Source organism: Streptomyces siamensis, from assembly GCF_039543605.1.
Taxonomy (GTDB): Bacteria; Actinomycetota; Actinomycetes; order Streptomycetales; family Streptomycetaceae; genus Streptomyces; species Streptomyces siamensis.
This window is the reverse complement of the sequence record NZ_BAABKB010000032.1, coordinates 117197-129491: the sequence shown is the minus strand read 5'-3', so window position 1 is coordinate 129491 and position 12295 is coordinate 117197. Positions and strand designations below refer to the sequence as shown.

General features: G+C 72.0%; 10 protein-coding genes. 1 reads left to right on the top strand and 9 read right to left on the bottom strand.

Going from position 1 to position 12295, the window contains the following annotated elements; translation table 11 throughout:
• Positions 1–51: 51 nt before the first annotated feature.
• From ABEB03_RS34155 to ABEB03_RS34120, 8 genes are read right to left on the bottom strand one after another with little or no spacing between them, the layout of a single operon-like run.
• Positions 52–891 carry an amidohydrolase family protein gene (locus ABEB03_RS34155; protein ID WP_345656732.1) on the bottom strand — a complete coding sequence of 280 codons (840 nt, stop codon included), beginning with the start codon at positions 889–891 and terminating at the stop codon, positions 52–54.
• Entirely contained in the window at positions 888–1202 is a 315-nt protein-coding gene (locus ABEB03_RS34150; RefSeq protein WP_345656731.1) for an L-rhamnose mutarotase, read from the bottom strand. Before ABEB03_RS34150 ends, ABEB03_RS34155 begins: the two co-directional genes overlap by 4 nt.
• Positions 1199–2185, bottom strand: coding sequence for an aldo/keto reductase (locus ABEB03_RS34145; protein WP_345656730.1), 987 nt, complete (start codon positions 2183–2185; stop codon positions 1199–1201). The genes ABEB03_RS34150 and ABEB03_RS34145 overlap by 4 nt, the downstream gene beginning before the upstream one ends.
• Complete coding sequence (locus ABEB03_RS34140) at positions 2182–2946, bottom strand: SDR family NAD(P)-dependent oxidoreductase (protein WP_345656729.1); 765 nt, start codon at positions 2944–2946, stop codon at positions 2182–2184. The genes ABEB03_RS34145 and ABEB03_RS34140 overlap by 4 nt, the downstream gene beginning before the upstream one ends.
• The gene (locus tag ABEB03_RS34135; RefSeq protein ID WP_345656728.1) at positions 2943–4298 is read right to left on the bottom strand and encodes an L-fuconate dehydratase; all 1356 of its coding nucleotides are present in this window, start codon (positions 4296–4298) and stop codon (positions 2943–2945) included. Before ABEB03_RS34135 ends, ABEB03_RS34140 begins: the two co-directional genes overlap by 4 nt.
• A gap of 58 nt (positions 4299–4356) precedes the next feature.
• Positions 4357–5382: an ABC transporter permease gene (locus ABEB03_RS34130; RefSeq protein ID WP_345656727.1), complete on the bottom strand. Its 1026-nt coding sequence runs from the start codon at positions 5380–5382 to the stop codon at positions 4357–4359.
• Positions 5375–6868: a sugar ABC transporter ATP-binding protein gene (locus tag ABEB03_RS34125; RefSeq protein ID WP_345656726.1), complete on the bottom strand. Its 1494-nt coding sequence runs from the start codon at positions 6866–6868 to the stop codon at positions 5375–5377. Before ABEB03_RS34125 ends, ABEB03_RS34130 begins: the two co-directional genes overlap by 8 nt.
• Positions 6865–7944 carry a sugar ABC transporter substrate-binding protein gene (locus ABEB03_RS34120; protein WP_345656725.1) on the bottom strand — a complete coding sequence of 360 codons (1080 nt, stop codon included), beginning with the start codon at positions 7942–7944 and terminating at the stop codon, positions 6865–6867. The genes ABEB03_RS34125 and ABEB03_RS34120 overlap by 4 nt, the downstream gene beginning before the upstream one ends.
• A 194-nt stretch (positions 7945–8138) precedes the next feature.
• Here ABEB03_RS34120 and ABEB03_RS34115 point away from each other — a divergent pair, with 194 nt between their 5' ends.
• Positions 8139–8870, top strand: coding sequence for a FadR/GntR family transcriptional regulator (locus tag ABEB03_RS34115; RefSeq protein ID WP_345656724.1), 732 nt, complete (start codon positions 8139–8141; stop codon positions 8868–8870).
• Positions 8871–9255: 385 nt separating this feature from the next.
• Here ABEB03_RS34115 and ABEB03_RS34110 read toward each other — a convergent pair whose 3' ends face one another.
• Positions 9256–12273: an alpha-mannosidase gene (locus ABEB03_RS34110; protein ID WP_345656722.1), complete on the bottom strand. Its 3018-nt coding sequence runs from the start codon at positions 12271–12273 to the stop codon at positions 9256–9258.
• Between the last annotated feature and the right edge of the window lie 22 nt (positions 12274–12295).

Here is a 12295-nt window from a genome sequence, read left to right as displayed (position 1 = left end):
GTGGGTCCGGCCCTCGCTCGCGGGACCGGGTCCCGGTGTACGGCGGGCGCGTCAGACGCCGTAGACGCGTGTGGCGGTGCCGGCGAGGACGGCCTCGGTCTCCTCGCCGTCGAGGCCGGACAGCAGCTCCCGCGTGGCGTCGACGACCTGGCCGTAGGTCGCGGCCAGGGTGCACACGGGCCAGTCGGAGCCGAACATCAGGCGGGCGGGGCCGAAGGCGTCCAGGACCGTGTCCGCGTAGGGGCGCAGGTCCTCGACTGTCCAGTCGGCCGGGTCCGCCTCGGTGACCAGTCCGGAGAGCTTGCAGACCGTGTTGGGCAGGGCGGCCAGCGCGCGGACGGAGGCGGCCCAGGGCTCCAGGGCTCCCTGGGCGATCGGCGGCTTGCCCGCGTGGTCGAGCACGAAGGTCAGTCCGGGGTGGTCGGCGGCCGCCGCGGCGCACGCGGGCAGCTGGTGCGGGAGCACGACCAGGTCGTAGACGAGTCCCGCCGCGGCGACGGCGGCGAGTCCTCGGCGTACGTCCGGGCGCAGCAGCCACCGCGGGTCGGACTCGCCCTGGACCTGGTGACGGATGCCCTTCAGGTACCCGCCGCCCGGCAGCTCGCGCAGGCGGGCCAGCTCTTCGGCGACGTCGGGGCGGGTCAGATCGGTCCAGCCGACGACCCCCGCCACCAGTTCGCTCTCCCGCGCGAGGACCAGGAACTCCGGGGTCTCCCCGGCCACGGTGACCGTCTGGACGAGGACGGTCCGGTCGACGCCGGCGGCGCGCGCCTCGGGCGCCAGGTCGGACATCCCGAAGTCCCTTCGTAGCGGCCGCAGTTCGGGCCCGGTGATCCAGTCCTGGTCGCGGACGGACAGGTCCCAGACGTGGTGGTGGGCGTCGACGGTCACGGCAGCTCCCACACCACGGGCAGCCCCGCGTCGGCGCCCGCGCCGGAGTAGTCGTGGACGACGTCGAGGAGTTCGGCCATGCGGGCCTGCCAGGCGATGTTGACCGGCAGCTTCTCCAGCTCGGCCAGCATGCGTCCGTAGTCCTCGCACTCCAGGACGTGGAACAGGTCGGTGCCGCTGCGCCAGATCGTCCAGGAGGTGGCACCGGCGGCGCGGATCGCGGCGGTCAGTTCCTCGGGGACCTCACGGTGGGCGGCCTCGTACGCGGCGACCCGGTCGGCGCGGACCTTCGTGTGCAGGGCGACTCTCATGACGGCTCCGGTACGGGTACGGGGGCGCCTGCGGGCAGCAGGCCTTCCGCGCGCAGTTCCTGCCAGAAGCCGGTGGGCACCTTCGTGGTGAACTGAGCGACGCAGTCGCGGACCTCGTCCGCGGAGCGGCAACCGACCAGGACGCCGGCGACCGCCGGATGGGCGGCCGGGAACGTCAGGGCGGCGGCCCGCAGCGTGGTGCCGTGCCGTTCGGCGACGGACTTGAGCCGCAGGGCGCGCTCCAGGGCCTCCGCGGGTGCGGCGGAGTAGTTGTAGGTCGCTCCCGGCCGTGGGTCGGCCAGCAGCCCCGAGTTGAAGGCGCCGCCGACGACGACGGAGGTGCCGCGCTGTTCGGCCGCGGGCAACAGGTCGGCGAGAGCGCCGTGTTCGAGGAGGGTGTAGCGGCCCGCGCACAGCACCACGTCGACGTCCGTGTCGCGGACGAAGCGGGTGAGCATCGGGGTCTGGTTCATGCCCGCGCCGATCGCGCCGACAACACCCTGCGCGCGCAGGTCCTCCAGGGCGGGGTAGCCCTCGCGGAAGGCCTGCTCGGCGTGGTCGTCGGGGTCGTGCAGGTAGACGACGTCGACCCGGTCGAGGCCGAGGCGTTCCAGACTGTCGTCCAGGCTCCGCCGCACTCCGTCGGCGCTGAAGTCCCAGACGCGGCGGTGGGTGGCGGGGACGGCGAAGCCGTGGGCGAGGTCGTCGCCGCCCTCGTCGGTCGGCTCCAGGAGGCGGCCCACCTTGGTGGACACGGTGTACGTGGCGCGCGGCCGGTCGCGCAGGGCCGCGCCCAGGCGCCGTTCGGAGAGGCCGATGCCGTAGTGCGGCGCGGTGTCGAAGGAGCGGATGCCGCACTCCCAGGCGGCGTCGACGGCCTGGTACGCCTGCTCCTCCGAGACCTCGGTGTAGAGGCCGGCGATGGCCGCCCCGCCGAAGGACAGCGCACCGACCTCGACTCCGCTGCCGCCCAGCGTGCTCACTGTCCCACCGGCCGCAGTCGCAGGCCCTGCATGCCGCCGTCGACGGCGAGCGCGGTGCCGGTGGTGGCGCCGGACAGGGGGCTCGCCAGGTAGGCGATGGCACCGGCGACTTCGGAGGCCGTCACGAGCCGGCCGGTGGGCTGGCGGGCCTCGAGCGCGGCGCGTTCGGCGGCCGGGTCCGCGGCGGCGTCCAGCAGCCGGCCGACCCAGGGCGTGTCCACGGTGCCGGGGTTCACGCAGTTGACCCGGATGCCTTCGCGGACGTGGTCGGCGGCCATGGCGAGGGTGAGGGAGAGGACGGCGCCCTTCGTGGCGGAGTACAGGGCGCGCCGGGGCAGGCCCGCGGTGGCGGCGATGGAACAGGTGTTCACGACGGCCGCGTGCGCGGACCGCCTCAGCAGGGGCAGGGCGGCGCGGGTGGTGCGCACGATGCCGAGGACGTTGACGTCGAGGACGCGGTGCCACTCGGCGTCGTCGTTGTCCTCGACGGTGCCCTGGGCGCCGATGCCCGCGTTGTTGACGAGGACGTCGAGGCCGCCGAGGGCTTCGGCGGCGGCGGCCACGGCGGCGCGGACGGAGGCGTCGTCGGTGACGTCGGCGCGATGGCCGAGCAGCGGCCCCTCGACCGACGACGGGTCCAGGTCGAGCACGGCGACCCGGGCGCCGCGGGCGGCGAGCAGGTCCGCGGTGGCCCGTCCGATACCGGACGCACCGCCGGTCACCAGCGCCTTGAGCCCGTCGAAGTCCTGTGCGTCCGTCATGCGGCCGCCCCCTTCCGGTCGGTCCGTGACTGCTGTGCGAGGTCGGCTGCCCAGAAGGTACCGCCGGGGTAGGTGAATTCCGCGATGGACTCGGGCCGCATGGTGGCCGAGAAGCCGGGCGACGACGGTGCCGTGTAGTGCCCGTCGCGGATCACCACGGGGTCGACGAAGTGGTCGTGGAGGTGGTCGACGTACTCGATCACCCGGTCGTCGGTGGTGCCGGACAGTGCGACGAAGTCGAACATCGAGAGGTGCTGGACCAGTTCGCACAGTCCGACCCCGCCGGCGTGCGGGCACACCGGCACCCCGAACTTGGCGGCGAGCAGCAGGATGGCGAGGTTCTCGTTCACCCCGCCGACGCGGGCCGCGTCGATCTGGAGGACGTCGATGGCGCCGGCCTGGAGGAGCTGCTTGAACACGATGCGGTTCTGGACGTGTTCGCCGGTGGCGACCTTCACGGGGGTCACGGCCTTGCGGACGGCCGCGTGCCCGAGGACGTCGTCCGGGCTGGTCGGCTCCTCGATCCAGTAGGGCTGGAACTCGCCGAGCGCGTTGGTCCAGGCGATCGCCTCGTCGACGTTCCACCGCTGATTGGCGTCGATGGCGATCCTGATGCCGGGGCCGACCACGGAGCGGGCGACCCGGCAGCGGCGCAGGTCGTCGTCGAGGTCCGCGCCGACCTTGAGCTTGATCTGGCGGAACCCGGCCGTGACGGCCTCGGCCGCGAGCCGGGTGAGCTTCTCGTCGTCGTAGCCGAGCCAGCCGGGCGAGGTGGTGTACGCGGGGAAGCCGCGCTCCAGGAGGGTGGCCCGGCGCTGCTCGGCGCCCTCCTTCCCGCGGCGCAGCAGGTCCAGTGCCTCCTGCGGGGTGAGCGCGTCGGTGATGTAGCGGAAGTCCACCTGGCCGACCAGCCATTCGGGGTCGGCGTCGGCGAGCAGCCGCCACAGGGGCTTGCGGGCGCGTTTGGCGGCGAGGTCCCAGACGGCGTTGAGGACGGCGCCGATCGCCATGTGCATCACGCCCTTCTCGGGTCCCAGCCAGCGCAGCTGGCTGTCGCCGATCAGGTCCCGGCCGAGCGATCCCGGGTCCGCGCACAGCTCGTCGACGGACCGGCCGATCACATGTCCGCGCAGCGCGTCGATCGCGGCGACCTGGACGTCGTTGCCCCGCCCGATGGTGAAGGTGAATCCGTGCCCCTCGGGAAGGTCGGCGTCGTCGGTGCGCAGGACGACGTAGGCCGCCGAGTAGTCGGGGTCCGGGTTCATCGCGTCGGAGCCGTCGAGCTCGCGCGAGGTGGGGAAACGGATGTCGTAGGTGTCGACCGCGGTGATACGGGCGGCAGTTGGTGACACGGGAGGCCTTTCGGTCCGGGACGGGGGCGTACGGGGGCCCGTACGGAGTCGGAGGGGGTCAGTCCTGGGCGCGGCCCGTCGTCACGCGGGCGATCATGAGGGCGACCAGGATGATCCCGCCGTAGATGGCCTGGATCCAGAAGGACGGCACCTGGGCGAGCGTGAGCAGGTTCTGCACGACGCCGAGCAGCAGGACGCCGGTCAGCGCGCCGAACATGGTGCCCTTGCCGCCGTCCAGGCTGATGCCGCCGATGACCGCCGCCGCGAACACGGTGAAGATCATGTTGTTGCCCTGGTTGGCGCTGATCGCCCCGACGTAGCCGGTCTGCATGATCCCGCCGACCGAGGCGAGGACGCCCGCGACGACGAACACGCCGAGCATGACGCGCTCGACGCGGATGCCGGCCGCGCGGGCCGCGTCCGCGTTGCCGCCGATCGCGTACAGGGCGCGGCCGACGCGGTGGTACTTGAGGACCAGGCCCGCGACGCCGAAGGCGACGGCGGCCAGCCACACGGACATCGGGACGCGCAGGAAGGTGGTGGTGGCCAGCGAGAAGAAGGCGTCGGGCATCCCGAACAGCGTCTTGCCCTTGGTAGCGCCGACCAGCAGTCCGCGCAGGATGATCAGCATGGCGAGGGTCACGATGAAGGCGTTGAGCTTGAACTTCACGACGAGGATGCCGTTGAAGGCGCCGATGGCCGCGCCCACCAGGAGCATCGCGAAAAGGGCCAGCGCCGCGGGGAGTTCGGTGCCCCAGCCGGACTGGGCCGCGGGCAGGACGAGCAGCGCGCCGACGGCGGGCGCGATGCCGACGACGGACTCCAGCGACAGGTCGAACTTGCCGGTGATGAGCACGAGGGACTCGGCGAGCACGACCATGGCGAGGGCCGCCGACGCGCCGAGGATCGAGATGAGGTTGCGCTCGGTGAGGAAGGAGTCGTTGACGAACGCTCCGAGCACCATGAGCAGCAACAGGGCTGGCACGAGGGCGAGTTCGCGGGCGCGGCGGAGCAGCATCGTCTTGGCGGCACGCGGGTCCGGGGCCCGGAGGGGGGTGAGCGGCGGGGCCTTGGTGTCAGCCATGGTCCACTCCTTCGATGGAGGCGATGAGCTCGTGGTCGTGCCAGCCGGCGGGGTGCTCGGCGACGACGCGGCCGTGGAAGAGGACGAGGACGCGGTCGCAGCGGCGCAGGTCGTCGAGTTCGTCGGAGACGACGAGCACGGCCGTGCCGTCCTCCCGGGCGCTGTCCATGCGTGACAGCAGGGATTCCTTGGACTTCACGTCGACGCCCGCGGTGGGGTTGATGAGGACGAGGAGACGCGGGTCCGAGGCGAGGGCGCGGGCCATCACGACCTTCTGCGCGTTGCCTCCGGAGAGGTCGGAGACGGGTTGCTCCGGGCCCTCGGTGTGGATGTCGAGGCGCTCGATGAGGTCGGCGGCGAAGGCGCGTCTGCGGTCGGTGCCGATGAATCCGTGGCGCCCGAGCCGACCGAGGACGGTCATGGTGGTGTTGTCGCCGACGTTCATCGAGGAGACGAGCCCCTGGTCGTGGCGGTCGCGCGGGACGCATCCGACGCCCGCCCGCAGCGCGGCCTGGACGTCGCCGAACGGGAGGCGCTCGCCGTCCAGCCGCGCGGTTCCGCCGGTCGGGGTGTGCAGTCCGGCGAGGGACTCGGCGAGTTCGATCTTGCCGCTGCCGCTGGAGCCGGCGAGGCCGAGGACCTCACCGCGGCGGACGGTGAGGTCGATGTCCTCGTAGGCGCCCGAGGTGAGGCCCTCGACGTCGAGGATCACCGGCGCGTCCGCGGCCACCGTCCGGTCCGCGACCCTGCGTTCGGCGATCGATTCGCCCGCCATGGCCTCCACCAGTGCCGGGCGCGGGAGTTCGGCGACCGGCGCGGTGGTGATCCAGCGGGCGTCGCGCAGGACCGTGACCGTCTGGCACACCTCGTACACCTCCTGGAGGTGGTGCGAGATGAACAGGAAGGTCACCCCCGACTCCTGGAGGGCGCGCATCCGGGTGAACAGCCGGTCGATCTCCCGGTTGTCGAGCTGGGCCGTCGGTTCGTCGAGCACGATGAACCGGGCGCCGAAGCTCAACGCACGGGCGATCTCGACCATTTGACGGTCCTCGACCTTGAGGTCGGCGGTCCGCGCGTCCGGGTCGACGTGCACGTCCCAGGTGTCGAGGACCTGGGACGCCTCGGTCCTCAGCCGGCGCCAGCTGATGAAGCCTCCCCTGCCGGTCGGCTGCCGGTTGATGAAGAGGTTCTCGGCGACCGTCAGTTCGGGGACGACGGTGGGCCGCTGATAGACGCACGCCACCTTGCGACGCCAGGCGTCCCGGTCGGCGAGGGCGGGTGCGGGTTCACCGTCGAAGAGGACGGTGCCCTCGTCGGCCGCCTGGAGTCCGGTGAGCACGGTGACGAGGGTGGACTTGCCCGCGCCGTTGCGGCCGACGAGGGCGTGCGACTCACCGGGAAGGACGGTGAGCCGGCCGTCTTGGAGTGCGACGGTGGGTCCGTACCGCTTGACGATCCCCCGCGCCTCGACCAGTGGTGTACTCATTTGACCGTGTTGCCCCACAGCTTGGGGTCGTCGACGTTGTCCTTGGTCACCAGCGGGGCGGGCAGCTGGTCCTCCAGGATGCCGCTGGGCAGCTTGACGATCTCCGAGTCGTGGTCCGTCGGGCCCGGCTCGAACTTCTTCCCCTGCATCGCGGCCTTGATGTAGTACATGCCGTACTTCGCGTAGGCGTCGGCGGGCTGGGAGACGGTGGCGTCGATCTGGCCCTTGCGGATGGCGTCGAACTCCTGCGGGATGCCGTCGTTGGAGACGATCGTGATGTGGCCCGTCTCGCCCGCCTTCTTCAGCATCCCCTTGGACTTGAGGGTCTGCAGGGTCGGCGCGAGGTAGACACCGCCCGCCTGCATGTAGATGCCCTTGATGTCGGGGTTGGCGTTGAGCAGGGTGTCCAGCTTGGAGGCCGCGGTGTCCGACTCCCACTTGGCGGGGATCTCCAGGACCTTCAGCTTCGGATAGTTCTTCTTGACGCAGCTGCGGAACGCCTCGGAGCGGTCTCGGCCGTTCACGGAGGCGAGGTCGCCCATGATCTGCACGACCTTGCCGGACCCGACCTGCTTGCCGAGGTATTCGCAGGCCTTCTCTCCGTACGCGACGTTGTCGGCGCGTACGACCATGACGACCTTGCCCTTGTCGGGTGCCACGTCCACGGCGACCACCGGGACGCCCTTGCGTTCGGCCTGGTCGAGTCCGGCGGCGATCGCGGCACTGTCCAGGGGGGCCACGACGAGGCCCTTCACGCCCTGGTTCAGCTGGTTGTTGATGTCGGTGATCTGCTGCGAGGGGTCGCTGTTGGAGTTGACGGTCTTGAGCGCGTCCACGTCCTCGGACTTCGCCATCTTGGGGACGTAGTCGTTGTACGACTGCCAGAACGGCGAGGTCAGCAGGGGCAGGATCACCCCGACCTTGCCGGTGCCGTCGCCTCCTCCGCCGCCGCCCGAGGCGGCGGTGTCCTTGGTGCTGCCGCATGCCGCGAGCACGAGGGTCGCGCAGGTTGCCGCGAGGGCCGCACGTGCCGCTCGCGACGGGGTTCGCCTGTTCCGCACAGTTCTGCCGGCCATCTGACGGCTCCTCATCGAGCGTGATCGAGCAGGATGCGTGGCCGGAGGTCCCTCTTCCAGCCGGGACGAATATTTATCAGACCACTTCGGGGTCACAACACCCTCCGTCGCCAGATTTTCACGGTTTCCGGCCGTAGTGGTCGGACCACATGGCTGGTTAGACTGCGGCGCACCCGGCAACAGGAGGATGTGGCGTGGACGAGACCCTGGCCAAGGAGACGGAGTCGGCCGAGTCGGCCCCGCAGAAGGGCACCGTGACGCAGCGCGCCATCGAGCGGATCAAGGCGATGATCGGCGAGGGCCGCCTCGAACCGGGACAGCGGCTGCCGACCGAGCGGGACCTCGCGGCGCAGCTCGGCATCTCGCGCAGCTCCATGCGCGAGGCGATCCGGGCGCTCACCGTCCTCGGCGTCCTGGAGGCGCGGCACGGCTCGGGCATCTACGTCACGCAGTTGGAGGCCGGTGACCTGCTGGAGACCTTCGGCGTGGTCGCCGATCTGTCCCGGGGGCCGCGGCTGGTCGAACTCCTGGAGGTCCGCCGCATCCTGGAGTCGACGGCGACCGCTCTCGCCGCGGCCCGCATCACGCCGGACCAGCTCGCCGAGGTGGAGGAGCACCTGGCGGCGATGAACGCGACGGACGACCCGGAGGAGATCATCGCCCACGACCTCGCGTTCCACCGTGCCATCGCGCTGGCCGCGGGCAACGAGACGATGGCGGCGATCCTGGAGGGCCTGTCCTCCCGCACCTTCCGGGCCCGCGTCTGGCGCGGCTACCAGGAGGAGGGGGCGTTCGAGCGGACCCGGCGCGAACACGCGGCGATCCACCGCGCCCTGGTGGCCCACGACCCGGAGGCGGCCCGGGCGGCGGCGGCCGCCCACGTGGGCGAGGTCGAGGAGTGGCTGCGCAGCCAACTCTCCGCGTAGCGGGCCCTGTTACGGGTCCGGGAGCTCTCCCGGCGGCCCGCGCCTCCGTGCGTCCGGGCCGGGGTGCCCGCCCACCCACCAGCACGTCCGGCCGATCCGGGCCGGGATGCCCTCCTCGACCCCCGCACCGTCGCCCGCCCTGGACGGAGGCTCCCGCTCCGAGCACGCACGTCCGCCCCTCGGGACCGGGATGCCCGCCCCGGCCCCTCGCGCATCCCTCGCCCCCGACCGAGGCTCCCGCCGTGAACCCCGCGCCCGCCCGCCCCGGCCGGACCGGGCCCGGTCCGGCCACGGATGCGGCCGGGGACCTACGGGGAGGGCCCGCCGCGGCCGTGTCACGGTGCGGCGGGCCCTGCCCGTCACGTCAGGGCGTCCCCGTCCTCGCTCAGGCGCGCCGCAGCCGGAGCGTCACCAGCTCGAAGGGGCGCAGCGGGACGGTGATCCGGTCGCCGTCGCGGCCCGGTGCCGTCGCGTCGGCCAGCGGCCGCTCCAGGAGGTCGGTGACCGTGACGGTCGCGACGTCGAAGCCCGGGGTGAGCGTGGCCCGGGTGCGGCCGCCGCGCGACTCGTGGAAGCGGACGACGACGTCGCCCGTCCCGTCGTCGGCCAGCTTGACGGCGGTCACGACGACCGCGTCCTGCTCGACGCTCACCAGCGGCGCGACCTCGTGCGCGCCGCTCACCCGCCGCTCCGGCAGATTGATCCGCCAGCCCTCGCGCACCGCGTCACCGATCCCGGCGCCCGGCACCAGGGCGTGCCGGAAGCGGTGCACGCCCTGGTCGGTCTCGGGGTCGGGGAAGCGCGGGGCACGCAGCAGCGAGACACGCACCGTGGTGGTCGTGCCCCCGTCGGTGTCACGCACGGTCCGGGTGACGTCGTGGCCGTACGTCGAGTCGTTCACCAGGGCGACGCCCCAGCCGGGCTCCTCGATGTGCACGAACCGGTGGTTGCACGCCTCGAACTTGGCCGCCTCCCACGAGGTGTTGGTGTGCGTGGGCCGGTGGAAGTGCCCGAACTGGGTCTCGGACGCATACCGTTCGGCGTGCACGTCGAGCGGGAAGGCGAGCTTCAGGAACTTCTCACTCTCGTGCCAGTCGACCTCGGTGTCGATGCCGAGGCGGGGCTCGCCGGCTGCGAGCGAGAGCACCTGGGTGACCCGCGACGCGCCGAAGGACCGTACGATCCGGACGGACACGCCGTCCTCGCCGGGCGTGATCTCGTCCGTGCCGACCAGGTCGGTGACCGTGTTGCGGTAGAACTCGTCGACGTCCCAGGCGTCCCACATGTTCGGGAAGTCGGGGTGCAGCTGGAGCAGGTTCGCGGCGGTTCCGGGCGCGATCGTCTCGCGGTCGGCGGTGAGGTCGTACGCGGAGACGACGAGTCCGCGGCCGTCGATCTCGACGCGCAGCAGGCCGTTGTCCAGGACGTAGCCGCCCTGGACGCGCGGGGCGAGCGCGGCGACACCCTCGATCCGCGGCGTGCGGGCGCCGCCCGCGGGGACCCCGTCCCGGCCGTGCGGCGCGGAGTTGAACACCAGGTCGGTCGCGCCCTCACCGGCGAGGGCGCGCTGGGCCACGTCGATGATGCCGTCCAGCTCCTCGGCGACGCGGCGGTAGGTGGCGCGCGCCTCCCGGTGCACCCAGGCGATGGACGACCCCGGCAGGATGTCGTGGAACTGGTGGAGGAGCACCGTCTTCCAGATCCGGTCCAGCGCCTCGTACGGGTAGGGCAGCCCGGTCCGTACGGCCGCGGTCGCCGCCCACAGCTCGGCCTCCCGCAGCAGGTGTTCGCTGCGCCGGTTGCCCTGCTTGGTGCCGGCCTGACTGGTGAGCGTGGCGCGGTGCAGTTCGAGGTACAACTCGCCGACCCACACGGGGGCGTTGGGGTACTCGGCGGCGGCCTTGGTGAAGAACTCCCCGGGGGTCTCCCACACCACGGTCGCGGAGCCTTCGAGGTCACGCAGCCGGGCCGCCTTGGCGACCATCTCGCGCGTGGTGCCACCGCCCCCGTCGCCCCAGCCGGTGGGCGCGAGGGAGTGCCGGGCCACGCCCTTGTCCTTGAAGTTGGAGGCCGCGTGGGCGATCTCGCTGCCCTTCATGGAGCAGTTGTAGGTGTCGACGGGCGGGAAGTGCGTGAAGATGCGGGTGCCGTCGATGCCCTCCCACTGGAAGGTGTGGTGCGGGAACTTGTTGGTCTGCGACCAGGAGATCTTCTGTGTGAGCAGCCACTTGGAGCCGGCCGCCTTGATGATCTGCGGGAGACCGGCGGCGAAGCCGAAGGTGTCGGGCAGCCAGGCCTCGTCGTTCTCGACGCCGAACTCGTCGAGGAAGAACCGCTTGCCGTGCACGAACTGACGGGCCATCGCCTCCGAGCCGGGCATGTTCGTGTCGGACTCGACCCACATGCCGCCGGCGGGTACGAAACGCCCGTCGGCCACGGCCTTCTTGACCCGGGCCCACACCTCGGGCCGGTGTTCCTTCACCCAGGCCCACTGCTGGGCCTGGGACATGGCGAAGACGAAGTCCGGCTCGTCCTCCAGGAGTGCGGTCATGTTGGAGGTCGTGCGGGCGACCTTGCGGACGGTCTCGCGCAGCGGCCACAGCCAGGCGGAGTCGATGTGCGCGTGACCGACGGCGCTGATGCGGTGGGCGGAGGGCGAGGCGGGCGTGGACAGCACGTCGGTCAGCCGCTCGCGTGCGGCGGCCGCCGTGCCGCCGACGTCCTGGAGGTCGAGCGCGTCCAGGGCCCGCTCCACGGCGCGCAGGACGTCCCAGCGCCGGGCGGACTCCAGGGGCAGTTCGGCCATCAGCTCGCCGAGGACCTCCAGGTCGACGACGAGCTGCCACACGGTCTCGTCGAGGACCGCGAGGTCCATGCGCTCCAGCCGGTACTGCGGTTCGCTGCCGGCCGTCTCCTTGTCGCCGAGCTGGGTGGGCAGGAAGGGGTGGTAGTCGAGGATGACCGGGTTGGAGGCGGCCTCGATGTGCAGCCGCACCTCCTCGCCGCCCTCGACGGGCGCGCCGATGCGCACCCACTGGTTGCGCGGGTTCAGGCCCTTCACGGGTGTGCCGTCGGGGCGGTAGACGAGTCCCTCGCACTGGAAGCCGGGCATGTTCTCGTCGAAGCCGAGGTCCAGCAGCGCCTCGACGGTCCGGCCGGCCCACGCCGGGGGGACGGTGCCGGTGACGCGGAACCAGCTGGTGCCCCACGGAGCACCCCAGCGCGCGCCCGCCTCGATCGGCTGCACGCTCGCGGCGATTCCCTCGGCGACCGGCACCGGCTCTCCGGGCGCGTGCCACACGGCCACGTCCAGCGGTACGGACTCGGGGTACACGGCGGGACGTATGCGCTCGTCCAGGACGCGCTTGAGGCGGGCTTCGACCAGGGTGCGGTCGTCATGCATGAGAGTGCTCCGTGGGGTGAGG

Coding starts and splice junctions, on each gene's coding strand:
- ABEB03_RS34150 (WP_345656731.1), bottom strand. CDS start 1,202: ATGAGAGTCGCCCTGCACACGAAGGTCCGCGCCGACCGGGTCGCCGCG.
- ABEB03_RS34140 (WP_345656729.1), bottom strand. CDS start 2,946: ATGACGGACGCACAGGACTTCGACGGGCTCAAGGCGCTGGTGACCGGC.
- ABEB03_RS34130 (WP_345656727.1), bottom strand. CDS start 5,382: ATGGCTGACACCAAGGCCCCGCCGCTCACCCCCCTCCGGGCCCCGGAC.
- ABEB03_RS34125 (WP_345656726.1), bottom strand. CDS start 6,868: ATGAGTACACCACTGGTCGAGGCGCGGGGGATCGTCAAGCGGTACGGA.
- ABEB03_RS34120 (WP_345656725.1), bottom strand. CDS start 7,944: ATGGCCGGCAGAACTGTGCGGAACAGGCGAACCCCGTCGCGAGCGGCA.
- ABEB03_RS34110 (WP_345656722.1), bottom strand. CDS start 12,273: ATGCATGACGACCGCACCCTGGTCGAAGCCCGCCTCAAGCGCGTCCTG.